This is a genomic window from Streptomyces sp. NPDC102278 (assembly GCF_044766345.1).
Classification (GTDB): Bacteria; Actinomycetota; Actinomycetes; order Streptomycetales; family Streptomycetaceae; genus Streptomyces.
In genome coordinates, this window is sequence record NZ_JBIWLV010000006.1 from 114551 (window position 1) to 138207 (window position 23657).

The following is a 23657-nucleotide window of genomic DNA, read 5'->3' on the forward strand; positions in this document are numbered from 1 at the left end:
GAGGCCCACCGTGCGGACCAGCCAGGAAGTGAAGACGATGACCGACGCGAAGAAGCCGTACCTGACGGGCCACTACGCCCCCGTGGTCGACGAGATCACCGCGACCGACCTGACGGTGGAGGGCGCGCTCCCGCCCGAACTGACCGGTCGGCTGCTGCGCAACAGCCACAACCCCAAGCCCGGCATCACCCCCACCCACTGGTTCAAGGGCAGCGGCATGGTCCACGGCATCCGGCTGCGCGACGGTCGCGCCGAGTGGTACCGCAACCGCTGGGTGCACACCCCCGCGCTGGACGGCGCCCCGTACATGACCGAACGCGGCCCCGATCTGACCGCGAGCACCGCCGGCACCCATGTCATCGAGCACGCCGGACGGCTCCTGGCCCTCAGCGAGGCCGCCCTGCCCTTCGAGCTGACCCCCGACCTGGAGACCGTGGGCGCCTACGACTTCGGCGGCAGGCTCACCTCGGCGATGACCGCCCACCCCAAGGAGGACCCCGTCACCGGGGAGCTCCACTTCTTCGCCTCCTCGCCGTTCCCGCCGTTCCTGATCCACCACGTGGCCTCGGCCGACGGCAAGGTCCTCGACAGCGCGGAAGTGCCGGGGGCGAGCGCCGCGCTGAAGCACGACTTCGCGCTGACCGCCCACCACGTCGTCTTCCTGGAGGGCTCGGTGACCTTCGACCCCTCCGAGCACTCCGGCATCCCGTACGGCTGGAGCGAGAGCCAGGTCTCCCGGATCGGGGTGATGCCCCGGGGTGCGGGCGGCGCGGCCCGGATCCGCTGGTTCGAGATCGCCCCCGGCTACGGAATGCACTTCGCCAACGCGTACGAGGACGCGCGCGGTCGGATCGTCGTGGAGGGCCCGGCCGTCGGCCGCGCGGGCTGGCAGCGCTCCTGGAACTGGTGGGTCGGCGCCCCCGACCGCGGCGCCGAGCCCAACTCCGGCTCCCGCGGCCGTCGCTGGACCGTCGACCTGGCCGCCGGCACGGTCACGCAGGAGCAGACGGACGACCTGACCGTGGAGTTCCCCACCATCAACGACGCGTACCTGGGCCGGGAACACCGCTACCAGTACGCCCTGTCCTTCCCGGACGACCTCGGCGTCGGCAACCACGGACTGGTCAAGTACGACCGCACCACCGGCGGCCGTCAGATCCTGCCCTTCGGCACCGGCCGGCTGCCCGGCGAGGCCGTGTTCGTACCGGCCGCCGACGCGGGCCCCGGCGACGAGGACGCGGGCTACCTGCTGACCGTGGTCAGCGACCTGAACGCCGACGCCTCGCGGTTGCTCGTCCTGGACGCGACCGACCTCACCCTCCCGCCGGTCGCGACCGTCCACCTCCCCCGCCGGGTCCCCGCCATGATCCACGGCTCCTGGATCCCCGACGCCGAAGCGCCGGCGGCGTCCTAGTCGTCGGAGGGAAGCACCTCGGAGGGGTCGAAGGACTCGTCGAGGGACTTCATCAGCCGGTCCCGTTCGACCTCGTCGAGCGGGACCGGCCGCACGTCCACCGCGTCCGTCAGCCTCCGGAACCCGCCCCGCCGCTGGAGCCGCCCGCTGACCCGGACCGGCAGGCCCATCAGGTGGGCGTGGCCCGCGACCCGGTACGACTCCTCGTCGAGGGCGGCCCGTACGTACGGCACCTCCGCCCCCGACAAGACCCGCAGCCGCACCGTTCCGCCGCCGCCCGCCGCCGAGCGCCGCATCCGGACCACGGCCCCGGCCAACCGGACGGGGATCGCCGGTTCGTCCCGCGTGTACCGGGCGGCCGCCTCGCGCAGCACCGGGAGGTCGCCCGGGGAGAACTCCACGGCCTCCGGCCGGGCCGCGCACCCCGCCGGAACGCCCGCCGCCGGAGCCCAGGCCAACGCGATCCGGGCCCCCTCCGAGCCCCGCACGAGGGCGATGAGCGCGTCGGCGAGTTCCCGGCTGACGCCGGCCTCCACGGCCGCGTCGAAGGCCTCCATGCCGCCGGTGGCGCGCCGGTAGTCCACGGCCTCGCGGGCCGCGTGCAGCGCGTGGTGCAGCCGGGCGGTGACGCCCCGCCCCCCGTCCACCGGGACGTACGCGGCGAGTCGCCGGCCGCCCGGCGAGGGTCCCACCAGCACCCCGTCCAGGGCCCGTTCGGCCTGCGCCCGGTGACGGGCCCCGTAGTACCCGGCGCGGGCGTGCGCCGCCAGGGCCCCGGCGAGCAGCAGCTGCCGGGCGGCCGAGCGGAGTTGTTCCTGCACGGTCCAGGCCTCCGCGCCCCGCGCCGGGTACGAGCCCTCGGGGAACTCCCGTTCCCAGCGGATCTCGTCGCTCGGGACGCTCAACCCGAACAGCACCTCCCGTGCCGAGGGCAGCCCGCTGTGCGCCAGCGCGGCCAACGCCTCGTCCAGCAGGTCCGCGCAGTCGGGGAAGGTCCGGCTCTCGGGGACGAGCAGGCTGGTGCCCGGGAGCCCGGGCGGCGTCCACCTCCCGTACCGACCGGCGGCCCCGCCGCGGCGCAGCCAGCCGTGCCGGTGCAACAGCGCGCCGAGCACGGCGGGATCGACCTTCGCGGGATCGGGCGTGGCGGCGTCCGCGTACCCGGTGGGATCCGGGGGCGTCAGCGGCTCCGGGCGCGGTGAGTACCGTTCCATCAAGGTGTCCCTCCCGACCCGACCCGGGTCATGATCTCGCACAGCGCCCGGTCGTCGAAGATCCGCGCGGTCGGTATCCGCACGGTGGTCCGGCGCCGGCCGGTCACGGGCTGTCCGGCGAGGTTGGTCCAGTAGCAGCAGTGCCGCAGGTCGAGCCGGTCGTGTCCGGCCGCCAGCCACTGCTCGCGCTCCCTGGGCACGAGCATCACCACGAGGATCTTGTGGACGGCGACGGGAGTGCGCGCCAGTTTCACGAGGTGCTCGTTGTCGAGGGTGAAGCCGAAGGTGGCTCCGGCCGGCCGCGGCGGTGTCTGGTAGGTCGCCTTCAACTGCACCTTGATGGTGACCTCGTCGTCGACGACGTGCTCGGGGGCGCCGTGGCTGACGTGCCAGTCGATGCCGTTGTCCGGGAAGGGCTGGGACAGCGAGCAGCCGGCCGCGGCCGCGACGGCGTGGAGGTATCCCACCTGGAGGGTCTCCATGCAGGCGGTGGTGGCGAGTGTGCCGCGCAGCGGTCCGGTCCGCGCGTCCGGCCGCGGACCGATCTGCGCCGGTGGCACCCCGAACGGTTCGGGCTGTGTGAGCGCCATGGCCGGCTCCCCATGCCTTGCGGGCTCCGCAGAGTGAGGTGTCGGGGTGATGACCGGTCATGTGTACGGCCCCCCAGGGAAGTTGTCTCCGTAGCAGACGAGTCGCAAACGGCGTACGGGGCAAACAGCCCGGGTATCACCGATTCGGGCAAGGGCGGCGTGATCCGGGTGCGCCCCATCTGCCGACCGGGGACGAGGAGTTCGCCATGACACGCTGGTATGAGGGCCCGCTGGCCGCATTCGACACGGAGACCACCGGAGTGGACGTCGAGGAGGATCGGATCGTGTCCGCCGCGCTCGTCGTGCAGGAGTGCGCGGGCGGTCGCGTCCGTTCCACCCGTTGGCTGGTCAATCCCGGCGTCCCGGTACCCCCGGGCGCCACGGAGGTCCACGGCCTGACCGACGAGCACCTTCAGCGTCACGGCCGTTGGCCCGCGCCGGTGGTGGAGGAGATAGCCCGCGCGCTCGCGGAGCAGCAGGTGGCGGGCCGGCCGGTGGTGGTGATGAACGCGCCGTTCGACCTGACGCTGCTGGACAGGGAGTTGCGCCGCCACCGGGCCTCCTCGCTGGCGCGGTATCTGGACAACCGGCCGCTGACGGTGCTGGATCCGCGGGTGTTGGACAAGCACCTGGACCGCTACCGCAAGGGTCGCCGGACGCTGACGGACCTGTGCGCGCACTACGGCATAGAACTGGAGGGGGCCCATGACGCCTCGGCGGACGCCCTGGCCTCGCTGGAGGTGGTCCGGGCGGTCGGGCGCCGGTTCGCGGGCCGGCTGGAGCGGCTGACCCCGGCCGAGCTGCACACGCTCCAGGCGGTGTGGCACGCGGCGCAGGCCCGGGGGCTGCAGGCCTGGTTCGCCCGCCAGGGAACGCCGGAGTCGGTGGATCCGCACTGGCCGCTGCGGCCGGAACTGGGAGCGGCGGCGTAGCGGGCGGTTGGTGCGGGAATGCGGAAGGCCGGTCCGTCTGTGACGGACCGGCCTCTCCCGGTGGGCGATACTGGGATCGAACCAGTGACCCCTTCGGTGTGAACGAAGTGCTCTCCCGCTGAGCTAATCGCCCGGGAACGGACTGAACAATACAAGAGCCCCGGGGTCTGTTCAAACCGCTTCCGGTCGACCCTCGGGCCGGCCTCTCGCGGCATCCGGATCCCGCTCCGGGCACCGGGCGTACTCAGGCGGATCTGAGTACACCCGCCCATGTGCCGACGGCGTGACGGGCACCACACTCCGAGCATGAACACGCCTCTGTCGCCCGCCGAGGAGCTGGCGCTCATCGCCGGCGAACTCGCCCGACTCGACGCCCGTCGCGCCCATCTGACGGCCCGCCGCGACTGGTTGCTGCGCCTGCCGCCGACCCCGTGGCCGTCGGCGCCCGCGCCGGCGCCGCCCTCGCCCCCCGTCAAGGACGCCTCGGGCCGGGGCGCGCAGAACGTGCTGCTGACGTTGGGCGCGGTGCTGCTTTCGGTGGCGGCGCTGGCCTTCACCCTCGTCAGCTGGGGTTCCCTCGGCATCGCCGTCCGCGCCGCGGTACTGGCCGTGGTGACGGCGGGGGCGCTCGTCGCGCCGCTGCCGCTGCTGCGTCGCGGGTTGCGGTCCACGGCGGAGTCGGTCGCCGCGCTGGGGCTGTCGCTGACGGTGCTGGACGCGTACGCGGTGCACGCCGTCGGGATGTCGGGGATCGACGGCGTCGCGTACACGGCGGGGGCGGCCGCCGTCCTGGCGGCGCTCTGGGCCGGGTACGGGCGGGCGCTGCCCGGGCTGCGGCTGCCGTGGCCCGTCGCCGTGGTGGCGGCGCAGTTCCCCCTGCCGCTGGCGGCGCTCGCCTCCGCGGCGGACCCGGTGGGGCTCGGGTGGGCGCTGCTGGCGACGGCCGCGCTGGACGTGGTCGCGGCGATGACGGTGGCCCGGGCGCGGGCCGCGTGGCCGGCCGGGGCCGCGCTGGGTGTGGCCGCGCTCGCGGTCGGCCTGGTGGAGTCGGCCCTCACCCCGGGCGCGATGGCCCCGGCCCTGTTGCTCGCGGCAGTGGCGGCGCTCGGCGTGGCCGTGGCCTGGCGGGTGCCGCGGGCCTGGGCGGCCGCGCTCGCCGGCGGTCTGGCCGCGGTGGTGGCGGTGGGCGGCCCGCTCTCCCCGCGAGGGGACACGGGCTGGGCGGTGGTGGCGCACCTGGCGGTGGCCCTGGTCCTGACCCTGCCGGCGGGGGTGGGGGCGAACGCGCTCCCGGCGACCGCGCTCCCGGCGGCCGTGCGGCGCGGTCTGGCCGGCGCGGGGCTGGGCGTGGCCGCGGCGGCGGCGCTCTGGGCCCTGGCGTCGGTGGCGCCGGCGCTGTCGAGCCGGCTGCGGGTGCTCGGCGAGGTGTGGGCGGCGACGACCCCGGAGGCGAACCGGCCCGGTACGGGCGCGGCGGTGGCGGTGACGCTGCTGGTGACGGCGGGGGCGGCCGCTCGGGCGGCCCGGCTGTTCCCGGCCAGACCCGAGGCCGGGGTGCTCGCGGTGGTGCTGGGGTGGGCCGGGCTGTTCGCGGCCCCGGTGCTGCTGGGCTTCCCGGTGGCGGTGGTGCTCGCGGCGCACCTGTCGGTGACGGTGGCCGCGGGGGCGTTGGCACTGCGGCCCCGGCCCGCCGATACCGATACCGGTATCGGGATCGGTATCGGGATCGGGATCGGGATCGGGATCGCGGCCGCCGGCTGCGCGCTCCTGGGGGCCGGGAGCACCGCTGTGGGGGCGCTGGACGGCCGACTGGCCACGGTCCTGGTGCTGGGGACCCTGACGGCCGCCGGCGCGGCGGGAGCGGCGTACCGGCCCGGTCCCCGGTGGGCCCGGGGCGGGGCCGCGGTGCTCGCCGTCGGGTGGGCCACGGCGCTGGTGGTGGCGCTGTGCACGCTGTCGGGGCTCGCGGTGGCCTGGTGGGCGCCGCCGGTACTGGCGGTCCCGGCCGCGGTGGTCGCGTTCGGCCCCCGGTGGGGCGCGGTGCGGGTTCCCGCCGAGGCGGCGTCGATCGCGTCGGGGGTGCTCGCCCTGGCGTTGGCCGCCTCCGACCCGTCGGCGCGGGCCCTGGCACCGGCGTTGGCCCTGGCCGGGGTGGTCTGCGCGGCCGCGGCGGTGCGCGCGGACCGGCGCCGGTTGGGCTGGGCGGCCTGGGCGCTGTTCGTGGCCGCGACCTGGGTCCGGCTGAGCGCGTCCGGGGTGGCCTGGCCCGAGGCGTACACGCTGCCCGTGACGGTCCCGGCGCTGGTGGTGGGCTTCGTACGCCGTCGCCGCGATCCGGCCGCCTCGTCCTGGACGGCGTACGCGCCCGGTCTGGCGGCGACCCTGCTGCCCGCCCTGATCGCGGCCTGGGGCGACCCGCACTGGCAGCGACCGCTGCTGCTGGGCCTGGCCGCGCTGGCGCTCACGCTGGTCGGCGCCCGGCAACGGCTCCAGGCCCCGCTCCTGCTGGGCGGCGCGACGCTCGCGGCGGTGGCCCTGCACGAGTTGGCCCCGTACGTGGTCCAGGTCGTCGGCGCGCTGCCCAGGTGGCTGCCGCCGGCGCTGGCGGGCCTGTTGCTGCTGCTGGTCGGAGCGACGTACGAGCGCCGGTTGCGCGACGCCCGCCGGCTGCGGAACGCGCTCGGCCGGCTCGGGTGACATCGCTCGGGAAACGCCAGAGGCCCGGAGACGGTGAAGTCTCCGGGCCTCTGGTCCGGGTGGGCGATACTGGGTTCGAACCAGTGACCCCTTCGGTGTGAACGAAGTGCTCTCCCACTGAGCTAATCGCCCGGACGCACCGCAAACATTACCGCATGTCAGCGGTGCTTCCCGCCATCAGGGACGGATCACTGGTCCTTGATGTTCCACGGCAGCATCAGGCCGTACTTCCACAGGTAGAAGCCGACCAGCGCGCCGGCGATCACGAGTCCGACGCTGGTCAGGATGATGTTGCGGCGGCGCACCTTGGGGTCGAGCGCCTTCTGGGCCGCCTCGGCCACCTTGCGCTTGGTCCAGCGCAGCACGACCTGCGCCCAGGCGAACTCGGTGCCCCAGATGAACAGGCCGGCGAAGATCGCGACCCAACCCGGGCCCGGCAGGACGAGCATCGCCACACCCGCGGCGATGACGGCCAGGCCGACGATGAAGACGCCGACCTGCCAGCTCAGGTGCAGGCTGCGCCGGGCCTTGACGAAGGCCGGCGCCCTCGACACGTGCGGCTTCTCGTCCGGTGTCGTCTCACTGGTCGCGGGCTCCTGGGCCTCGCGGTCACTCCCCGTATTCATGCCGCCGAATCTACCCGAGCCGGATACACGCGTGAACGATGGTTTGGATCCGCCGTTCGAGGGACCCAGAGGTCCGCAAAACGGTCAGAGGGGTTTACAACGGCACCGTAGGTGGCATGTCGATTTCGCCGACGTGCGAATCCCCGAGCGCACACTGAGCGAAAGGCCCTGGCGCTTATGAACACCACGGTCAGCTGCGAGCTGCACCTGCGCCTCGTTGTGTCGAGCGAGTCCTCACTGCCTGTTCCCGCGGGCCTGCGGTATGACACGGCCGACCCCTACGCCGTGCACGCCACCTTCCACACCGGCGCCGAGGAGACGGTCGAATGGGTATTCGCCCGCGACCTCCTCGCCGAGGGCCTCCACCGGCCCACCGGTACCGGCGACGTCCGCGTCTGGCCGTCCCGCAGCCACGGTCAGGGCGTCGTCTGCATCGCCCTGAGCTCACCGGAGGGAGAAGCACTGCTCGAAGCACCCGCCCGAGCACTCGAGTCGTTCCTCAAGCGGACGGACGCCGCGGTCCCACCCGGGACCGAACACCGGCACTTCGACCTCGACAAGGAGCTCTCCCACATCCTGGCCGAAAGCTGAGCCAGGCCTACACCGGCGCGACACCGTCCGACTCGGGGCGACGGTGCGCGTCGGACAACCACATACGGCCGTGCCGGCGCTGTTCTCGCGGAAGCCAACCGCGAGGGCGGCGCCGGTGCGCTGCGCGCAGGACCCGCTAGAGTCGGCCCCCAAGTGACGGCAGGCCCGTCGTCGCAGGCCCGCCCCACAGGGAGACCTCGTGCAGATCCCCCACGACACCCGTCGCGCGCTCGACGTCGTCGTCGCGCTGGTGAACACCGCGGCCGAGCCCGGCCGGACGGACGGGCTGTCGGACCTGGGCGCGCTGCGCGGATTCGTCCGCGAGTACGCGATCAGTGACGTCGGCGAACTCGGCGCCCGTGACCTGTCCGGGGTGCGCGCGGTACGCGGCAAGTTCGCCCAGGTGTTCGCGGCGCCGACTTCGCGGGCGGCCGCCACCCAGATCAACGAACTCGTGGCCACGGCGGGCACCACCCCCCGGCTGACCGACCACGACGGCTACGACTGGCACGTGCACTACTTCGCGCCGGGCGCCTCGCTGGGCGACCACCTGGCCGCGGACGGCGGGATGGCGCTGGCCTTCATCGTGGTGTCCGGGGAAGAGGAGCGGCTGCGTCGCTGCGAGGCCCCGGACTGCCGGCGCGCCTTCGTGGACCTGTCCCGGAACCGGTCGAGACGCTACTGCGACAGCCGGACCTGCGGGAACCGGTTGCACGTGGCGGCGTACCGGGCGCGCCGCAAGGAGGCGGACGCGCACGGCTCAGAGCAGGAAGAGGTCGTGCACGGCGGCGAGCAGCAGCAGGGTTCCGATCACCCCTAGGAAGATCATCAGGGGCGGCTGGGAGAGCGCGAAGAGACAGCCGCGCCCACGTTCGGCGGCGGGGTCCTCGGCGACGGGGGCGGGAGCCTGCGGCTCACCCTGCGATGTGTCGAGCATGTCGGGCCGATGATCGCGCAGCACGACCCCGATCGGCGCTCAACACGCCAACGAACACGCGGGAGTTCGTCAGTTCCCGTCGGTTCGCACACGCCCCGCCGACGCCACGGCCCGACCGGGCCGAGCGCCGCGGGCTCCTTCGACCGGGTCAGATGCCGTGCTTCTTGAGGATGGCCTCGATGTCGGAGAAGTCGTCCGCGGGGGCCGCCGGGGCTTGGCCGGCGGCGGGCCGGGGCGCACCGGCGCCGAGCGAGGGCGCGGAGGCGTTCGGGGCGACGGCCTCGGGTGCCCGACGGCCCTTGGCGGCCCTCGGCTCCTTCTGTGGCTTCCCGCCCTTGGCGAGCGCGCGGCGTTCGACGGCGCGGGTGGTCGCGAAGAGCAGCCAGGACAGGCCCAGGAGCCCGAAGCCGATCCAGACGGACGGCTTGAAGACCATGCCGGACACCCACTCCACGACGCCCGTCAGCACCAGGCCCACCGGGACCAGCGCGTAGGCGGCGATCCGGGTGGCGGCCAGGAAACGCCTGCGGTACGCCGTCACCGCGGCCAAGCCCAGGCCCGCCGCGGACACCGCGGAACATATGGTCTCGGCAAGCATGCTGTCCTCCAGGGCAGGGCTGTCTGTGAGGCTTGGGCGTTCTGTCCCTATCCATCCTGCACCGGGCGACACCGCCACGGCCACGCCCGGAACGGATCCCGCGCCGATCTCCGGGACATCTCCGGGTCGCGCCTCCTCCCCGGGTGCCGGTGGGTGGGGGTGCCGACGGGTGCGGACACTGCTGGGAGACTGTGTCCATGACCGATTCCCACGCCACCGCCGCCTCCACTCCCGCCCCCGTCGTCCTGGAGGTGTGGTGCGAGCTCCAGTGCCCGGACTGCCACGCCGCCCTGGACGACGTGCGCGCCCTGCGGGCCCGTTACGGCGACCGCCTGGACATCGTGCTGCGCCATTTCCCGCTGGAGAAGCACAAGCACGCCTTCGCCGCCGCGCAGGCCGCCGAGGAGGCCGTGGAGCAGGGTCAGGGCTGGCCGTACGTGGAGGCCGTACTGGCCCGCACCGCGGAGCTCGCCCGGCTCGGCGAACCCGTCCTGCTGGACGTGGCACGCGAACTCGGCCTGGACGTCGAGGAGTTCGACACCGCCCTGGTCGACGGGCGGCACATCCTGATCGTGGACGCCGACCAGGCCGAGGGCAAGGCGATCGGCGTGAGCGGTACGCCGACGTACGTGATCGGCGGCGAACGCCTCGACGGCGGCAAGAGCCAGGACGGTCTGCGCGCCCGCGTCGAGGAGATCGCCGACCGTCTGCTGGCCCCCTGACCGAGCCCCGTTCAGCGGCTCAGAGCAGGTCCTTGGCGAGGTTGAGGCGGGTCGGGCGGTAGCCGAGGGACTCGTAGAGCCGCCGGGCCGGGGTGTTGGTGGTGAAGACGTGGAGCGCCAGGGTCCGTTGGCCGTCGGCGAGGGCCACGCGCTCGGCGAGCAGCATCAGGTCCCGGCCGTGGCCGCGCCCTCGGTGTTCCTCGGCCACCTCGACGTCGAAGACGTACGCGCCCCCGTCATGCCGCGCGACCCACAGCGTCCCGACGGTGGCGCCGCCCGCCTCCAGGACGGACAGCGAGACGCCCGGACTGGCCAGTCCCCGGGGCAGGTTGGCGTCGTGGTCGGCCTGCGACTTGGCTGCCGCGGCCTGGGGGGACATGCCGCGCTCGACCCAGAGCGCGGCGTAGCTCGCACGGGCGAGGGCCTCCCACTCCTCGTACTCGGCCGGCGTCATGGGCCGGTCGGTCACCCCTTCGCGGGCGGCGGGCGGCTCGGCGGGGAGTTCCTTGGCCATGTTGCGGCCGTGCTCGACGTAACCGAGGGTCTCGGCCAACCGCCGCCCGCCCGCCGAGTCGGCGGGCACCGAGACGCGGACCCGCCGGCAGCCCCAGCCGCGCAGCACCTCCTCCGCGGCGAGCGCCGCGACGGTGGCCCGGCCCCGCCGGCGGTCGGGCTCGTCGACGACGAGGTCGCGGATCTCGCCGACGGCAGGTCCGAAGGGCGTGTCCGCGGCGATCGTCAGCGCCCCGACGCGCCTGCTGTTGACGCGTACCTCGTACGGGCGCGAGCGCGCGCCCCCGTCGCTCTGCTGAAGCGGCCCGCTCGGCCGCAGGGTGGTGGTCATCGTCGAGTTCTACCCGCCGGGCCGCCGCCGCGACAGTGCCTTTCCCCGACGGGGCCTACGGATCGAGGTCCGCGCCGGCCTGCTCGTCGAAGATCCGCATCGCCCGGGCGGTGACCGGCCCGGGGGCGGCGAGGTCCCGGTCGTCGATCCGGTGGACGGCCTGGACGTCGCGCAGGGTCGAGGTCAGGAAGACCTCCTCGGCGTGATCCAGGACGTCGAGGGGCAGATCGGTCTCCTTGGCGCCGATCCACCGCACGGTCAGGGCCCGGGTGATGCCGGCGAGGCAACCCGAGGAGACGGGCGGGGTGTGGGCCTGCCCGTCGAGGACCACGAAGACGTTGGAGCCGGTGCCCTCGCAGAGCCGACCGACGGTGTTGCCGAACAGCGCCTCACTGGCCCCGGCCGCGTGCGCGCGGGCGAGCGCGACCACGTTCTCGGCGTACGAGGTGGTCTTCAGTCCGGTCACGGCCGAGCGCTCGTTGCGGACCCACGGGACGGTGATCACCGCGGTGGTGTCCGGGCGTCGGGCCGTCGGGCCGACCGCGACGATCAGGGTGGGACCGGCCTCCCCGCGATCGGAGCCGAGTGGGGACACCCCGCCGGTGTAGGTGATCCGCAGCCGGCCGAGCGGCATCGGATTGGACTTCAGCACCTCGGCGCAGGCCCGGCGCACCTCGTCGAGGTCGGGGTCGGGCAGACCGAGGCCGCGTGCCGAGCGGGTCAGCCGGTCCAGGTGACGGGTGAGCGCGAAGGCCTGCCCGTCGCTCGCCCGGAGCGTCTCGAAGACGCCGTCCCCCACGGTCAGCCCGTGGTCCAGCACCGACACCTTCGCGTCGTCCACGTCCCGCAATGTGCCGCCGAGCCAGATCTTCACCGCACGCTCCCCGCGCTCAGCCCGTGCGTCTCGGGCGTGCCTGAGGCGACGCCGAGCAGCCGGGCGGCCTTCAATTCCGTTTCCGCCCACTCGCGGTCCGGGTCGGACCCCCAGGTGATCCCCGCGCCGGTGCCGAAGCACAGGCGCGGTCCGCCCGCCGCCGCGCGGTCGATCCAGAAGGTCCGGATGCCGACGGCGAGCTCGGCGGTGCCCTGATCGGCGTCGACCCACCCGATGCCGCCACAGTAGGGGCCGCGCGGGGCGGTCTCCAGCTCTTCGATGATCCGCAGCGCGGAGGATTTGGGGGCGCCGGTGACGGAGCCGGGCGGGAAGGTCGCGTCGAGCAGCTCCGCCCAGCCCGCACCCTCGGCGAGTTCACCGCTGACGGTGGACACGAGGTGGACCAGCCCCGGGTGCTCCTCGACCTCGCACAGGGCGGGGACCGCGACGGAGCCGGTGGCGCAGACGCGGCCGAGGTCGTTGCGTACGAGGTCCACGATCATCACGTTCTCGGCGTGGTCCTTGGGGAGCAGGTCGGCGACGGTCCGACCGGTGCCCTTGATGGGGCCCGACTCCACGTGGCGGCCGCTGCGGCGCAGGTACAGCTCGGGCGAGGCCGTCGCGATCTCGACGCCCCGCGCCGGCAGCCGAATCGTTCCTGCATAGGGCGCCGGATTACCGCGCGCGAGCAGCGCGGTGAGGGCGTCCACGTCGGCGGTGGCCGCGTCGGGCAGCGGCGCCGACATCACCCGGCACAGGTTCGCCTGGTAGACCTCGCCCTTCGCGATGTACTCGCGCACCCGCCGGACGCCGGCCACGTACGCGGCACGGTCGAGCGAGGAGACCCAGCCGTCGGCGGCGGGGCCGCGCCAGGCGCCGGGCAGCGGCGCGGGAACGGGGTCGGGGCGTACGTCGCCGAACCGCGCGCAGACCAGTCGGCCCTCGAAGTCGGCGGCCACCGCCCAGAAGCCGGTGGAGTCGAGGGCGGAGGGATCGCTGGTGACATCGCGGAGATCGGTCGCGAGGCGGCCGCCGAAGCGGGCCAGGGGGGGCAGGTCGTGCACGGCTGCGAGTCTATGACCGGTGACGGGTTCTCGCCGGTGCGGTGACGGCCGGGTGACCGGTGGTGATCGACCGGCAGCACGCTGCGCAAACGCGTTTTTGAGCTGGCCCGGGAATCCGCTAGAGTTCAACACGTCGCCAGGGAGCGAAGGGGCAACACCCCGGAGCAAACACGGTGACCTGCGGACGTAGCTCAGTTGGTAGAGCACCACCTTGCCAAGGTGGATGTCGCGAGTTCGAGTCTCGTCGTCCGCTCGAAGTGGGGGATCATCCTTCCCGAGAACCCCCGCAGCTCCATGGTGGAGTGGCCGAGAGGCGAGGCAACGGCCTGCAAAGCCGTCTACACGGGTTCAAATCCCGTCTCCACCTCCAAGGACGATTAGCTCAGCGGGAGAGCGCTTCCCTGACACGGAAGAGGTCACTGGTTCAATCCCAGTATCGTCCACTGGTCCGCAAGGATCCCCGCGCGATTAGCTCAGCGGGAGAGCGCTTCCCTGACACGGAAGAGGTCACTGGTTCAATCCCAGTATCGCGCACGCTGTACCATCGCAACACGTGCTTCACTTGCGGCCATCAAGCCGTTCCCGCGCGATTAGCTCAGCGGGAGAGCGCTTCCCTGACACGGAAGAGGTCACTGGTTCAATCCCAGTATCGCGCACCACCCGGAAGCCCCGGCCGTCTCGACGGCCGGGGCTTCCGCGTTGTCGTCAGGAGGAGAACAGCATCCGGCCGAAGCCGCCGCGCTGGTGCTTGCCGTGGCCGTGGCCGTAGCCGCCGTGCTGTTGGGGGGCGCCCCAGGCCGGCGCGGGCGCCGGGGCCCCGTGCTGGGCCGGGTAGGGGGCGGGCGGCGGGACCTGGCCGTACTGCTGGGAGGTGTACTGCGACTCCAGGCGGGTCAGCGCCTCCAACTCGCCGTAGTCGAGGAAGATGCCGCGGCAGCCGCTGCACTGCTCGATCTGGACGCCGTTGCGGTTGTAGGTGTGCATCATCGCGTGACACTTCGGACACTGCATGACCGGATCAACTCCTCGCCGTGTGCGTCGCCACCGGAGGGACGCCCCGGTGGCGTGGGGCTCACCCTACGACGGAGGCTGCGGCTCCAACTCGGGCGGGAGGGCGGAAATTCGGGCACAGGAGTCCACCATCAGCCGCTCCCCCTCGTCGAGGTCCCGATGGCCGGCCGCCGCCTTGGCCAGGGCCAGTGCGGCGGTCTGTACGGTCAGGGCCCGGGCGACGACGTCGAGTTCCGGCCAGGGGTCGGCGCCGGGAGGACCGGCGGCCGGCCCGCCGGCTGCCCGGTAGGCGTCGAGGAAGCACAGCCAGTCCTCGGGGGCGAGCAGGCCGGCGGCGTACCAGGCCGCGGGGCGGGCCAGGTCCCAGGCGGGGACGCCGAGCCCGAGGTCGTCCACGTCGATGAGCCGCCAGGCGCCGTCCGGGGCCGGGCAGCGCACCAGTTGCCCGAGGTGCAGGTCCCCGTGGCACAGGGCGTCGCCGGGGGGCGGTTCGCCCGCCCCGCGCGCCCAGCCGGGCAGGGACCGTGCGGCGTTCCACACCGCCCGGGCGTCGGCGGGGCCCGGGACGTCACGGGAAGCCCGCGGCGCGACGTCGGGGAGGGCCTCGGCCAGGCGGTGCAGGGCGCGGGCGACCTTGGCGGGACCGCGCATCGGCGGAACCGGCCCGGGGAGGGTGTGCACGGGGACGCGGTGGAGGGCGGCCAGGAGTCGGGCGACCTCCTCCCAGGGGGCGTCCTCGGGGCGCGCGGGATCGACGGGAGCTCCGTAGGGCCACAGCGAGACGGGCCGGCGCAGGACGTGGCCGGCCTCCACGGTCAGCGGCGCCAGCAACACCCCGGCCAGCGCCCGCTCCCCCGCGATCCGCATCCGTACGGCGAGCCCGCCCCGGTCGGTGTCCTCGGCGTGCGCCTTGACCACGGCGGCGCCGCAGCGCACGACGGTGCCGTCGTCGCGGTCGGCGAGGAGGACGTACGGGTGGGGCGGGGTGTCGGGCCACACCGTGGAGGCGTACGCGGCGAGGGCGGCGGGCAGGCCCGCCGGCCGGTCGTTCAGCGGAACCATGCGGTCGTCCCGTCGATGTGGAGCAGGAAGTCGACCACCGGACCCGAGGGGGAGACGAGGGTCAGCGCCCGCGCGATGGGGGCGTACGCGGCGTCGAACCGTTCGTCGTAGACCTCGGCGGCCATCGTCTCCCGGACGGCGTCGAACCACGGCTTCACCTCGGCGAAGGCGGGCTCGGCGGCGAAGCGGCCGTACATCCAGGGGAAGTCGGCCTCCTCGACGGTGATCGTGCCGAGCAGCACGTCCTCGCGCATCAGGCGCCAGGTGGCGTCGTCCTGGGTCATGGTGGCCGGCTCCGGTGTCGCCCCGCCGCCGCCGGGCGCGGCCGCGGTCCCAGGAGGAGGTTACGGACTCGGGTGCGGGTGTGGGCGTCCGCGGCGAGCCCGTGTCCCGCTCACCGGCGGGGCCGGTCGAATGAAAAAGGGTGCTGCCCGTCCGACTCCCCAGTCGTACGGGCAGCACCCTTCACCTGCCGTCCGTCGCGCCCCCGTCCCCACGGGGTTGGACGGGCCGATGTCCCGGCCCGGGCCGCTCTCCCGGACCCGGGGCGCCGCTCAGCGCCCCAGCATCGCGCCCACGGACGACGCCTGCGCCGCCACCTGGTCGAACCCTCCGAAGACGAAGAGCAGGACGGCGGCCAGGGGGAGGACCATGGCCGCGGCCACCAGCGGGTGCCGCTTGCCGGACTCATGGCCGTTGAACGCGAATGCCTTGCGTCCCTGCCGTGCGATGTCCGCCATGGCCCTCTCCCTGTCGTTTGGCAGCGGCGGGCTTGTGACCTCGGGGGACGAGTGCGCCACCCGCCGCTTGTCTTCAACACTAGGCGGCCGGCGGGCGCCTGGCCTCATGCCTCCGTACCCATTGGCAGGCCTCCAGGAGGATGACGGGGCCACCCCCGGCCTACTCCCCTGGGTGGAGACCGGTCCCCCGTCCTGAGGGTCTTCCCGGAGGGGATGACCGGAGGGTAGTGACTTCGCTCACTTCCGTCACTCCCCGCACACGCGTGTCCTGCCACGCGGTGTGGATCAAGCCGGCGCCGTCGCCGGGTGAGATCCACTCCGGTGCGGCCGTCGGATCGGCCCGGTACGGGGCCAATCCCCTTGCCGGTACGGCCGTTTGGGCCTCTTCGAGCGAGTGGGGTCGAGCACGGCGCCTTCACCTGAACAACCCTCAAGTGGCTTGCCCCGCACTGACGATCGAATCCACCGGCGAGGGCGCGGCCTCTGAGCGCCGATGGCGGATGGTCCGTAAGCTGTGGCACGTCAGCAGGACGACCGGGCAGCGGGGTGGACATGGCGATGATGCGGCTCCGGCGCGAGGACCCGCGTGTCGTCGGCTCGTTCAGGCTGCACCGGCGGCTCGGCGCCGGCGGCATGGGCGTGGTCTACCTGGGATCCGACCGGCGTGGGCAGCGTGTCGCGCTCAAGGTCATCCGGCCCGATCTGGCCGAGGACCAGGAGTTCCGGTCCCGTTTCGCCCGTGAGGTGTCCGCCGCGCGGCGGATCCGGGGCGGGTGCACGGCGCGGCTGGTGGCCGCCGACCTGGAGGCCGAGCGGCCCTGGTTCGCGACCCAGTACGTTCCCGGACCCTCCCTGCACGACAAGGTGGCCGAGGAGGGCCCGCTCACGGCCGCGCAGATCGCCGCGATCGGGGCCGCGCTGTCGGAGGGGCTCGTCGCCGTGCACGAGGCCGGTGTCGTCCACCGCGACCTCAAGCCCTCGAACATTCTTCTCTCCCCCAAGGGCCCGCGGATCATCGACTTCGGGATCGCGTGGGCCACCGGGGCGAGCACCCTCACCCATGTGGGCACCGCCGTCGGCTCCCCCGGCTTCCTCGCGCCCGAGCAGGTGCGCGGAGCGGCCGTCACCCCCGCGACGGACGTGTTCTCCCTCGGTGCCACCCTCGCCTACGCCGCGACGGCCGACTCGCCCTTCGGGCACGGCAGTTCCGAGGTCATGTTGTACCGGGTGGTGCACGAGGAACCCCACCTCCAGGGGGTCCCGGACGCCCTCGCGCCGCTCGTGCGGGCCTGCCTCGCCAAGGATCCCGAGGAGCGGCCGAGCACCCTCCAACTGTCGATGCGGCTGAAGGAGATCGCGGCCCGCGAGGCACAGGGGCTGGGCGAGGCCCGGCCGCCGGCGCAGCGCGGCCGCACCGAGCGGTCGGCCGCCGAGGAGTACGTCGACCAGCGGACGGAGTTGCGTACGGGGGGCAACACGATCCCCCGGGCCACGGGGCCGCACAGCGGACCGCACTCGCGGCCCTCGTCCCCCCGCAACCCGGGCTCCACGGCCGGCCGTACGGGTGGTCGTACCTCTCCGCGGACCACCGGGACGGGACGGCGGCCGTCGCGGCCGGACCCGAGGTTGATGCGGCAGCGACTGATCGTGTTCATCGTCGTGACGTTGGTCGTGGCCCTGGGGATCGCTGCCGCGCAGAAGCTCTAGACGGGCTCCCGGAGGCCCCGTCGCGGGCACCCCGGGCGGGGTGCCCGGGCCCTACGCCCGCGGGGACGCGGGCGGGCGGGTCGCGTAGAAGGCGACGGCGGAGGCCGCCGCCACGTTGAGCGAGTCGATGCCCTCGGCCATGGGGATGCGCACCCATTCGTCGGCGGCCCGCAGGGCGTACGTGGACAGGCCGTGGCCCTCCGAACCGAGCATGATCGCGGAGCGCGCGAACCGCTCCGCCGGCACCTGGTCCAAGGGGGTGGCCTTCTCGCTGGGTGTCATGGCGAGGATCCGGTAGCCCGCTTCGCGGACCTTCTCCAGGTCGGCGGGCCACTGGTCCAGGCGCGCGTACGGCACGGAGAACACCGAGCCCATCGAGACCTTGATGGCACGCCGGTACAGCGGGTCCGCGCAGTCCGGGGAGAGCAGGATGGCGCTGATGCCGAGCGCGGCGGCACTGCGGAACGCGGCGCCCAGGTTGGCGTGGTCGACGAAACCCTCGAACACGCCGATGCGCTGCCCCGTCGACTCCTGCGCGAACAGTTCCCCGGCGGTCGGCAGCGGCTTGCGCTGCATCGAGGCGAGGGCGCCGCGGTGCACGTGGTAGCCGGTGACGCGTTCGGCGAGTTCGGGCGTGACCGCGTAGACGGGGGCCGGGAGTTCGTCGATGACGTCGCGCATGACGTCGACCCACTTGGCGGACAGCAGCATCGAACGCATCTCGTAACCGGCGTCCTTGGCCCGTCTGATGACCTTCTCGCCCTCGGCGATGAAGAGGCCCTCGGCGGGCTCGCGCCGGCGTCTCAGTTCGACGTCGGTCAGGCCCGTGTAATCGCGCAGGCGGGGGTCGTCGGGGTCTTCGACGGTGATGAGATCTGCCACAGGGTGATACTGCCTTGTCCTGGGTGTGGTGCCAACGGCCCGGTCAGGCGCTGGGGGTGTGAACCGCGACGACCGCGCCGATCACGATGACCGCGGGCGGGCGGATCTCCTCGGCGCGCACCGTCTCCGCGACCGTGGCGAGGGTGGCGTCGACCCGGCGTTGGGCGGCGGTGGTGCCCTCCTGGACGACCGCGACGGGGGTGTCGCAGGGGCGGCCGTGGCGGACCAGGGCCTCGGCGATCAGGCCGATCTTGTCGACGCCCATGAGGATCACCAGGGTGCCGGTGAGCTTGGCGAGCGAGGCCCAGTCCACGAGGGAGCGCGGGTCGTCGGGGCCGACGTGGCCGCTGACCACGGTGAACTCGTGCGCCACTCCCCGGTGGGTGACCGGGATGCCGGCCGCGCCCGGGACGGAGATGGAGCTGGAGATGCCCGGCACGACGGTGCAGGGGATGCCGGCTTCGGCGAGGGCCTGGAGTTCCTCCATGCCGCGGCCGAAGACGTACGGGTCCCCGCCCTTGAGCCGGACCACGGCCTTGCCGGCCTTGGCGTGCTCGATGAGGGCGTTGTTGATGGCCTCCTGGGCCATGAAACGGCCGTACGGGATCTTCGCGGCGTCGATGACCTCGACATGCGGGGGCAGTTCGTCGAGCAGGTCACGGGGGCCGAGCCGGTCCGCGATGACCACGTCGGCCTCGGCGAGCAGCCGGCGGCCGCGCACGGTGATCAGGTCGGGGTCGCCGGGGCCGCCGCCGACGAGGGCCACGCCGGGGGCGGACCGGTGTCGGTGGCCGGGGGCGGCCAGGGTGCCCTCGCGCAGGCCCTCCACGATCGCGTCGCGGACGGAGGCGGAGCGGCGGGGGTCGTTGCCGGTGAGCACGGCGACGGTGACGCCCTCGACGCGGCCGGTGGCCGGGGTCCAGGCGCTGGCGGCGGAGGCGTCGTCGGCGCGCACGCACCAGACGCGTTCGCGCTCGGCCTCGGCGGAGGCCCGCTCGTTGTCCTCGCGGTTCTGCGTGGCGATCAGGGCGTACCAGGCGCCGGCGAGGTCGCCGTCCTGGTAGCGGCGGCGTTCCCAGCGGATCTCGCCGGTCTCCGCCATGGCGTCCACGGAGGGCGTGGCAGAAGGGGAGATGAGCAGGATGTCGGCCCCGGCCGCGATGAGCGCGGGGAGGCGTCGCTGGGCTACTTGGCCGCCGCCGATGACGACGACGCGGCGGCCGGCCAGGCGGAGTCCTACGGGGTAGGCGGGATGTGCCATGGCGGTGCGGCTCCTGATGCGGCGGGGTGAGGCCGCTGCGGCGCTGAAGCGGCTGGTGGGGCGGGGTGTGGTGTGCCCGGGTCCACGATACGACCCGGTCGCCGACCGGTCCTTCCGGGGGCCGGTGCGCGGGCCCGCGGGCCCGGCCGCGTCGTCGCCGCGCGGCGAGCCGCGGGGGCGCCGACCGGGCCGGGCCGGAGCCCGGGGGGAGCGGCCCGACGCCCCGGGCGGATGCCCGGGACGGTGGCCGGCGGCTCCCCCGGCCGGAACGGCTACTTCTCGGTGACGCCCGCCGAGTCGAACGTGGCGACCTCGTGCATCGCGCGGGCCGCGCTCTGGACCAGGGGCAGGGCCAGCAGGGCTCCCGTGCCCTCGCCGAGGCGCAGGTCCAGGTCGACCAGGGGACGCAGGCCGAGCTTGTTCAGGGCGGCCACGTGGCCCGGCTCCGCGCTGCGGTGTCCGGCGATGCACGCCGACAGGGCCTCCGGGGCGATCGCCCGGGCGACCAGGGCGGCCGCGCCGGCGCTGACGCCGTCCAGGATGACCGGCGTACGGAGCGAGGCTCCGCCGAGCAGGAGTCCGACGATCGCCGCGTGCTCCAGGCCGCCGACGGCCGCCAGGACGCCGATCGGGTCGGCCGGGTCGGGCTGGTGGAGCTCCAGGGCGCGGCGTACGACCTCGACCTTGCGGGCGTGCGTCTCGTCGTTGATGCCGGTGCCGCGTCCGGTGACCTCGCCCGGGTCCACCCCGGTGAAGACCGAGATCAGGGCCGCCGACACGGTGGTGTTCGCGATGCCCATCTCGCCGGTGAGCAGCGCCTTGTTCCCGGCTGCCACCAGGTCGCGGGCGGTCTCGATGCCGACCTCGATGGCCGCGATGGCCTCCTCGCGGGTCATCGCCGGACCGACGGACATGTCGGCCGTGCCCGGCCGCACCTTGCGCGGCAGGAGCCCGGGGGTGGCGGGCAGGTCTCCGGCGACACCGACGTCGATGACGCAGACCTCGGCGCCCACCTGGTTGGCGAAGGCGTTGCAGACCGCTCCGCCGCCGAGGAAGTTGGCCACCATCTGGGTGGTGACCTCCTGCGGCCAGGGGGTCACGCCCTGGGCGTGCACCCCGTGGTCTCCGGCGAAGATCGCGACGGCCGCGGGCTCCGGGATCGGGGGCGGGCAGACGCGGGACAGACCGGCTAGTTGCGCGGAGATGATTTCGAGCATGCCCAGGGCCCCGGCGGGCTTGGTCATGCGCTTCTGTCGCTCCCAGGCCTCGCCGAGCGCCTTCGCGTCGAGCGGGCGGATGCCGGCGACCGTCTCGGAGAGCAGGTCGTGCGGTTCCGCGCCGGGCAGCGCGCGGCGCCCGTACGTCTCCTCGTGGACGACCCAGGCCAGCGGCCGGCGCTGGGACCAGCCGGCCTGCGCCAGTTCGGGCTCCTCGGGGAACTCGTCGACGTAGCCGACGCACAGGTAGGCGACGACCTCCAGGTGCTCCGGCAGGCCCAGCTCGCGGACCATCTCGCGCTCGTCGAAGAAGCTGACCCAGCCGACGCCGATGCCTTCGGCGCGGGCGGCGAGCCAGAGGTTCTCGACGGCGAGGGCCGAGGAGTACGGCGCCATCTGCGGCTGCGTGTGCCGGCCGAGGGTGTGACGGCCGCCGCGGGTCGGGTCGGCGGTGACGACGATGTTCACCGGGGTGTCGAGGATGGCCTCGATCTTGAGTTCCTTGAACTGCTTCGCCCGCCCCTTGGGGAGGGACTTGGCGTAGGCCTCGCGCTGGCGCTGGGCGAGTTCGTGCATCGTCCGGCGGGTCTCGGCGGATCGGATGACGACGAAGTCCCAGGGCTGGGAGTGGCCGACGCTGGGGGCGGTGTGGGCCGCCTCCAGGACGCGCAGCAGCACCTCGTGCGGGATCGGGTCGGAGCGGAAGCCCTTGCGGATGTCGCGGCGTTCGCGCATGACCCGCTGGATGGCGTCGCGTTCGGCCTCGTCGTAGCCGGCGGGGGCCGGCTCGCCGACGGGGGCGGCGGCGAGGGGCTCGGGGGCCACGGCCTCGACGGGTTCGGTGGCCTCGGGGGTCTGCGGAGTCTCCTCGGGCACGGCCGCGACGGGGTGCACGGGCTCGACGGGCTGCGGCGCGGGCTCGACGGGCCGCGCGGCTTCCTGCGGCTCGACGGCCTGCGCGGCTTCCTGCGGCTCGGCGGACTCGGCGGCGACTGCCTCGACCTCGGCTTCCTCCACCTCGGCGGGGGCGGCGGGGGCGATCGGCGCGGCCGGTGCCTCGGGTACGACGACGGCTTCGACGACGGGCTCGGCGGCCGGGACCGCTTCCACCGGCGCCGGCTCCGCCGCCTGGGGCTCGGCCGGCTCCGCCGCGGCTTCGGTGCTCTCCACGGTCTCGGCGGGCAGCGGCTGCGGCTCAAGCGGCGCAGCGACGGCCTCGGGCACCTCGGGGGCGGCCGGCGGCGCGGTCTCGACGGGCTGCGGGAGCTCGGGCGCGGCCTCCACCACCACGGGCGGGGCTTCGACCGCGGCAACCGGTTCCGGGGCGGGCTCGGGCTGCGGTGCGGGGGCCGTGCCGGCCTCCGCGGGCGTCGGGGCCTCCACGACGTCTGCGGGCGCGGGGACCTCGGCGGGCGGGGCCGTCTCGACGGGTTCGACGGCCTCGGCCGTCGGCTGCGGGACGACAGCCGGCTCGGGCTCGTTCGCCGGGACCGGTTCGGGGTCGGCCGGCTCGGCCTCGGCGGCCCGTAGGGGCTCCACCGGGGTCTCGGACTCGGGCTCCACCGCGGCGGCGACGGGCTCGGCTGCGACGGGCTCGGCCACGGGGGTCGGGAACACCGGCTCGGCGGGCCACGGGGCGCCGGCCTGCGGCGGGATCTCACCCTGCGGCGCGGCGGGGACGGGGGCGTCCTCGGCGCGCGGGATGTCCAGGTACTCGGGGCCCGTGGTGGGCGGCCCCGCCTGGCGCAACGGCATCACGGGGCTCTGCGGCGCGGCGGCCGGCCCCCGGTCGGCGAGGGACCGTACGACTCCACCGGCCTCGGGGACGGGCGGGCCCATGTGCAGGGGGCGCCGGGAGGGGGTCACCGGGGCCGGGGGGACGGGCGGCGCGGCCGGCGTCGGGATCAGGAGGCCGCCGAGGTCGAGCGCGCCGGAGTCCCGGCCGCCCGCCTCGTGGGCACCGGCGCTGTAGAAGGGCTCGGGCTGTCCGGCGTCGGGGAAGCCCGGCTGCGCGGGCTCGGCGAACGCGGGCGCGGCGGCGGGCTCGGCGTAGGCGGGGGCGGGCTCGGCGTAGAGCGGCGCCGCAGGCCCCGGGAAGCGGGGTGCGGCGGTGGGGTCGGCGTACAGGGGGGCCGCGGCGGGGTCGGCGTACGGGCCGGTCGGGGCCGCGGACTGCTGCGCGTACTCCTCGTACGCGGGGGCTCCCTCGTACGCGGGGGCCGACTCGATCGGGAACGCGGGCGGCGGGACCAGTTGCGGGTCGCTCCACGCGCCCTGGCCGCTCGGCATCAGCAGCAGTTCCTCGTCCTCCGGCTCGGCCGGGTTGTCCACGAGGTCCTGGAAGGCGTAGCCCGCCGGGATCTGGGGCGGGACGGGGGCGGGGATGCTCTGCTGATCCACCATGCCCGCGTTGTCCGGGTGGCCCTCGCCCGGAACCTGGCCGGTGTCAGTCATGCGTACCCCTCGCCCATCGGTGTTGCCTCTTCGATCGCCCGACGCCCACGTGACCAACGAGCGGGGTCGCCGTGCGTCGCGTTCGCGTCTCGCCCGTACGCACGACAACCACTGAGCATTGTCGCGCTCGTCAGCCGCCGTGTCGGCCAGAAATCACCACGGTCCGTTGTGGACTGCGCCACGTCGCGCGGTCTGCGGGCAGTACGCCGATCGGTCAGCC

At 74.2% G+C, this 23657-nt stretch carries 22 protein-coding genes and 7 tRNA genes; 12 read left to right on the forward strand and 17 right to left on the reverse strand.

The window, feature by feature from the left end; genetic code table 11:
- Positions 1-37: 37 nt before the first annotated feature.
- The gene (locus ACIRO3_RS17310; protein ID WP_404137335.1) at positions 38-1414 is read left to right on the forward strand and encodes a carotenoid oxygenase family protein; all 1377 of its coding nucleotides are present in this window, start codon (positions 38-40) and stop codon (positions 1412-1414) included.
- On the opposite strand, the gene ACIRO3_RS17315 is transcribed toward ACIRO3_RS17310, so the two are convergent.
- Entirely contained in the window at positions 1411-2628 is a 1218-nt protein-coding gene (locus ACIRO3_RS17315) for a hypothetical protein (RefSeq protein WP_404137338.1), read from the reverse strand. The genes ACIRO3_RS17310 and ACIRO3_RS17315 overlap by 4 nt on opposite strands.
- Positions 2628-3218 carry a DUF4365 domain-containing protein gene (locus ACIRO3_RS17320; RefSeq protein WP_361783133.1) on the reverse strand — a complete coding sequence of 197 codons (591 nt, stop codon included), beginning with the start codon at positions 3216-3218 and terminating at the stop codon, positions 2628-2630. Before ACIRO3_RS17320 ends, ACIRO3_RS17315 begins: the two co-directional genes overlap by 1 nt.
- A gap of 206 nt (positions 3219-3424) precedes the next feature.
- On the opposite strand from ACIRO3_RS17320, the gene ACIRO3_RS17325 reads away from it, so the two are divergent.
- A complete protein-coding gene (locus ACIRO3_RS17325) occupies positions 3425-4150 on the forward strand; it encodes a 3'-5' exonuclease (RefSeq protein WP_361783130.1) in 726 nt (241 codons plus the stop codon).
- Between the two features lie 61 nt (positions 4151-4211).
- Here ACIRO3_RS17325 and ACIRO3_RS17330 read toward each other — a convergent pair.
- Positions 4212-4283: transfer RNA gene (locus tag ACIRO3_RS17330), tRNA-Val, on the reverse strand.
- A 173-nt stretch (positions 4284-4456) separates the two neighbouring features.
- On the opposite strand from ACIRO3_RS17330, the gene ACIRO3_RS17335 reads away from it, so the two are divergent.
- Positions 4457-6847, forward strand: coding sequence for an SCO7613 C-terminal domain-containing membrane protein (locus tag ACIRO3_RS17335; RefSeq protein WP_404137342.1), 2391 nt, complete (start codon positions 4457-4459; stop codon positions 6845-6847).
- A gap of 60 nt (positions 6848-6907) precedes the next feature.
- Here ACIRO3_RS17335 and ACIRO3_RS17340 read toward each other — a convergent pair.
- A tRNA-Val gene (locus ACIRO3_RS17340) sits at positions 6908-6979 on the reverse strand.
- Between the two features lie 56 nt (positions 6980-7035).
- Positions 7036-7473: a TIGR02611 family protein gene (locus tag ACIRO3_RS17345; protein ID WP_404137345.1), complete on the reverse strand. Its 438-nt coding sequence runs from the start codon at positions 7471-7473 to the stop codon at positions 7036-7038.
- Between the two features lie 177 nt (positions 7474-7650).
- On the opposite strand from ACIRO3_RS17345, the gene ACIRO3_RS17350 reads away from it, so the two are divergent.
- Complete coding sequence (locus ACIRO3_RS17350) at positions 7651-8064, forward strand: SsgA family sporulation/cell division regulator (RefSeq protein WP_030011909.1); 414 nt, start codon at positions 7651-7653, stop codon at positions 8062-8064.
- Positions 8065-8263: 199 nt separating this feature from the next.
- Positions 8264-8884, forward strand: coding sequence for a CGNR zinc finger domain-containing protein (locus ACIRO3_RS17355; protein ID WP_361783121.1), 621 nt, complete (start codon positions 8264-8266; stop codon positions 8882-8884).
- Here ACIRO3_RS17355 and ACIRO3_RS17360 read toward each other — a convergent pair.
- Positions 8825-9001 (reverse strand): hypothetical protein, encoded by a 177-nt coding sequence (locus ACIRO3_RS17360; protein WP_361783118.1) that lies wholly within the window; start codon positions 8999-9001, stop codon positions 8825-8827. The genes ACIRO3_RS17355 and ACIRO3_RS17360 overlap by 60 nt on opposite strands.
- Positions 9002-9149: 148 nt before the next feature.
- Positions 9150-9599, reverse strand: a complete 450-nt coding sequence (locus tag ACIRO3_RS17365; protein WP_404137349.1) for a hypothetical protein — start codon at positions 9597-9599, stop codon at positions 9150-9152.
- A gap of 197 nt (positions 9600-9796) precedes the next feature.
- On the opposite strand from ACIRO3_RS17365, the gene ACIRO3_RS17370 reads away from it, so the two are divergent.
- A complete protein-coding gene (locus tag ACIRO3_RS17370) occupies positions 9797-10321 on the forward strand; it encodes a DsbA family protein (protein ID WP_404137352.1) in 525 nt (174 codons plus the stop codon).
- 19 nt (positions 10322-10340) lie between these two features.
- Here the strand turns inward: ACIRO3_RS17370 and ACIRO3_RS17375 are convergent, their stop codons facing one another.
- The 3 genes from ACIRO3_RS17375 to ACIRO3_RS17385 are packed head-to-tail and all read right to left on the reverse strand — an operon-like array spanning position 10341 to position 13103.
- Positions 10341-11165: a GNAT family N-acetyltransferase gene (locus ACIRO3_RS17375; protein ID WP_404137355.1), complete on the reverse strand. Its 825-nt coding sequence runs from the start codon at positions 11163-11165 to the stop codon at positions 10341-10343.
- A gap of 55 nt (positions 11166-11220) precedes the next feature.
- Positions 11221-12039, reverse strand: a complete 819-nt coding sequence (locus tag ACIRO3_RS17380; protein WP_404137357.1) for an aminotransferase class IV — start codon at positions 12037-12039, stop codon at positions 11221-11223.
- Positions 12036-13103 carry a chorismate-binding protein gene (locus ACIRO3_RS17385; RefSeq protein WP_361783103.1) on the reverse strand — a complete coding sequence of 356 codons (1068 nt, stop codon included), beginning with the start codon at positions 13101-13103 and terminating at the stop codon, positions 12036-12038. The genes ACIRO3_RS17380 and ACIRO3_RS17385 overlap by 4 nt, the downstream gene beginning before the upstream one ends.
- A 180-nt stretch (positions 13104-13283) precedes the next feature.
- Here ACIRO3_RS17385 and ACIRO3_RS17390 point away from each other — a divergent pair.
- The 5 genes from ACIRO3_RS17390 to ACIRO3_RS17410 all read left to right on the forward strand — a co-directional run bounded on the left by ACIRO3_RS17390 (position 13284) and on the right by ACIRO3_RS17410 (position 13762).
- Positions 13284-13356 (forward strand) — tRNA-Gly (locus tag ACIRO3_RS17390).
- 43 nt (positions 13357-13399) lie between these two features.
- A tRNA-Cys gene (locus ACIRO3_RS17395) sits at positions 13400-13473 on the forward strand.
- Between the two features lies 1 nt (position 13474).
- A tRNA-Val gene (locus ACIRO3_RS17400) sits at positions 13475-13546 on the forward strand.
- A 19-nt stretch (positions 13547-13565) separates the two neighbouring features.
- Positions 13566-13637, forward strand: a tRNA-Val gene (locus ACIRO3_RS17405).
- A 50-nt stretch (positions 13638-13687) separates the two neighbouring features.
- Positions 13688-13762, forward strand: a tRNA-Val gene (locus ACIRO3_RS17410).
- Between the two features lie 46 nt (positions 13763-13808).
- Here ACIRO3_RS17410 and ACIRO3_RS17415 read toward each other — a convergent pair.
- From ACIRO3_RS17415 to ACIRO3_RS17430, 4 genes are all read right to left on the reverse strand, one after another.
- Positions 13809-14114: a zf-TFIIB domain-containing protein gene (locus ACIRO3_RS17415; protein WP_404137360.1), complete on the reverse strand. Its 306-nt coding sequence runs from the start codon at positions 14112-14114 to the stop codon at positions 13809-13811.
- Positions 14115-14180: 66 nt separating this feature from the next.
- Positions 14181-15176, reverse strand: a complete 996-nt coding sequence (locus ACIRO3_RS17420; RefSeq protein WP_404137363.1) for a phosphotransferase family protein — start codon at positions 15174-15176, stop codon at positions 14181-14183.
- Complete coding sequence (locus ACIRO3_RS17425; RefSeq protein WP_404137366.1) at positions 15164-15460, reverse strand: hypothetical protein; 297 nt, start codon at positions 15458-15460, stop codon at positions 15164-15166. The genes ACIRO3_RS17420 and ACIRO3_RS17425 overlap by 13 nt, the downstream gene beginning before the upstream one ends.
- 270 nt (positions 15461-15730) lie before the next feature.
- Entirely contained in the window at positions 15731-15916 is a 186-nt protein-coding gene (locus ACIRO3_RS17430) for a hypothetical protein (protein WP_053684373.1), read from the reverse strand.
- Between the two features lie 552 nt (positions 15917-16468).
- Between ACIRO3_RS17430 and ACIRO3_RS17435 the strand changes: the two genes are divergently transcribed.
- Positions 16469-17623: a serine/threonine-protein kinase gene (locus ACIRO3_RS17435; protein WP_404137369.1), complete on the forward strand. Its 1155-nt coding sequence runs from the start codon at positions 16469-16471 to the stop codon at positions 17621-17623.
- A 51-nt stretch (positions 17624-17674) separates the two neighbouring features.
- Here the strand turns inward: ACIRO3_RS17435 and ACIRO3_RS17440 are convergent, their stop codons facing one another.
- The 3 genes from ACIRO3_RS17440 to cobT all read right to left on the reverse strand — a co-directional run bounded on the left by ACIRO3_RS17440 (position 17675) and on the right by cobT (position 23437).
- The gene (locus tag ACIRO3_RS17440) at positions 17675-18505 is read right to left on the reverse strand and encodes a TrmH family RNA methyltransferase (RefSeq protein WP_404137372.1); all 831 of its coding nucleotides are present in this window, start codon (positions 18503-18505) and stop codon (positions 17675-17677) included.
- Positions 18506-18548: 43 nt separating this feature from the next.
- Positions 18549-19766 carry a uroporphyrinogen-III C-methyltransferase gene (gene cobA / locus ACIRO3_RS17445; protein WP_366000848.1) on the reverse strand — a complete coding sequence of 406 codons (1218 nt, stop codon included), beginning with the start codon at positions 19764-19766 and terminating at the stop codon, positions 18549-18551.
- 272 nt (positions 19767-20038) lie between these two features.
- Positions 20039-23437, reverse strand: a complete 3399-nt coding sequence (cobT, locus tag ACIRO3_RS17450; protein ID WP_404137376.1) for a nicotinate-nucleotide--dimethylbenzimidazole phosphoribosyltransferase — start codon at positions 23435-23437, stop codon at positions 20039-20041.
- Positions 23438-23657: the final 220 nt, after the last annotated feature.

Coding starts and splice junctions, on each gene's coding strand:
- ACIRO3_RS17335 (WP_404137342.1), top strand. CDS start 4,457: ATGAACACGCCTCTGTCGCCCGCCGAGGAGCTGGCGCTCATCGCCGGC.
- ACIRO3_RS17370 (WP_404137352.1), top strand. CDS start 9,797: ATGACCGATTCCCACGCCACCGCCGCCTCCACTCCCGCCCCCGTCGTC.
- ACIRO3_RS17320 (WP_361783133.1), bottom strand. CDS start 3,218: ATGGCGCTCACACAGCCCGAACCGTTCGGGGTGCCACCGGCGCAGATC.
- ACIRO3_RS17325 (WP_361783130.1), top strand. CDS start 3,425: ATGACACGCTGGTATGAGGGCCCGCTGGCCGCATTCGACACGGAGACC.
- ACIRO3_RS17425 (WP_404137366.1), bottom strand. CDS start 15,460: ATGACCCAGGACGACGCCACCTGGCGCCTGATGCGCGAGGACGTGCTG.
- ACIRO3_RS17365 (WP_404137349.1), bottom strand. CDS start 9,599: ATGCTTGCCGAGACCATATGTTCCGCGGTGTCCGCGGCGGGCCTGGGC.
- ACIRO3_RS17415 (WP_404137360.1), bottom strand. CDS start 14,114: ATGCAGTGTCCGAAGTGTCACGCGATGATGCACACCTACAACCGCAAC.
- cobA (WP_366000848.1), bottom strand. CDS start 19,766: ATGGCACATCCCGCCTACCCCGTAGGACTCCGCCTGGCCGGCCGCCGC.
- ACIRO3_RS17345 (WP_404137345.1), bottom strand. CDS start 7,473: ATGAATACGGGGAGTGACCGCGAGGCCCAGGAGCCCGCGACCAGTGAG.
- ACIRO3_RS17430 (WP_053684373.1), bottom strand. CDS start 15,916: ATGGCGGACATCGCACGGCAGGGACGCAAGGCATTCGCGTTCAACGGC.
- ACIRO3_RS17435 (WP_404137369.1), top strand. CDS start 16,469: ATGGCGATGATGCGGCTCCGGCGCGAGGACCCGCGTGTCGTCGGCTCG.
- ACIRO3_RS17310 (WP_404137335.1), top strand. CDS start 38: ATGACCGACGCGAAGAAGCCGTACCTGACGGGCCACTACGCCCCCGTG.
- ACIRO3_RS17375 (WP_404137355.1), bottom strand. CDS start 11,165: ATGACCACCACCCTGCGGCCGAGCGGGCCGCTTCAGCAGAGCGACGGG.
- ACIRO3_RS17350 (WP_030011909.1), top strand. CDS start 7,651: ATGAACACCACGGTCAGCTGCGAGCTGCACCTGCGCCTCGTTGTGTCG.
- ACIRO3_RS17360 (WP_361783118.1), bottom strand. CDS start 9,001: ATGCTCGACACATCGCAGGGTGAGCCGCAGGCTCCCGCCCCCGTCGCC.
- cobT (WP_404137376.1), bottom strand. CDS start 23,437: ATGACTGACACCGGCCAGGTTCCGGGCGAGGGCCACCCGGACAACGCG.
- ACIRO3_RS17315 (WP_404137338.1), bottom strand. CDS start 2,628: ATGGAACGGTACTCACCGCGCCCGGAGCCGCTGACGCCCCCGGATCCC.
- ACIRO3_RS17420 (WP_404137363.1), bottom strand. CDS start 15,176: ATGGTTCCGCTGAACGACCGGCCGGCGGGCCTGCCCGCCGCCCTCGCC.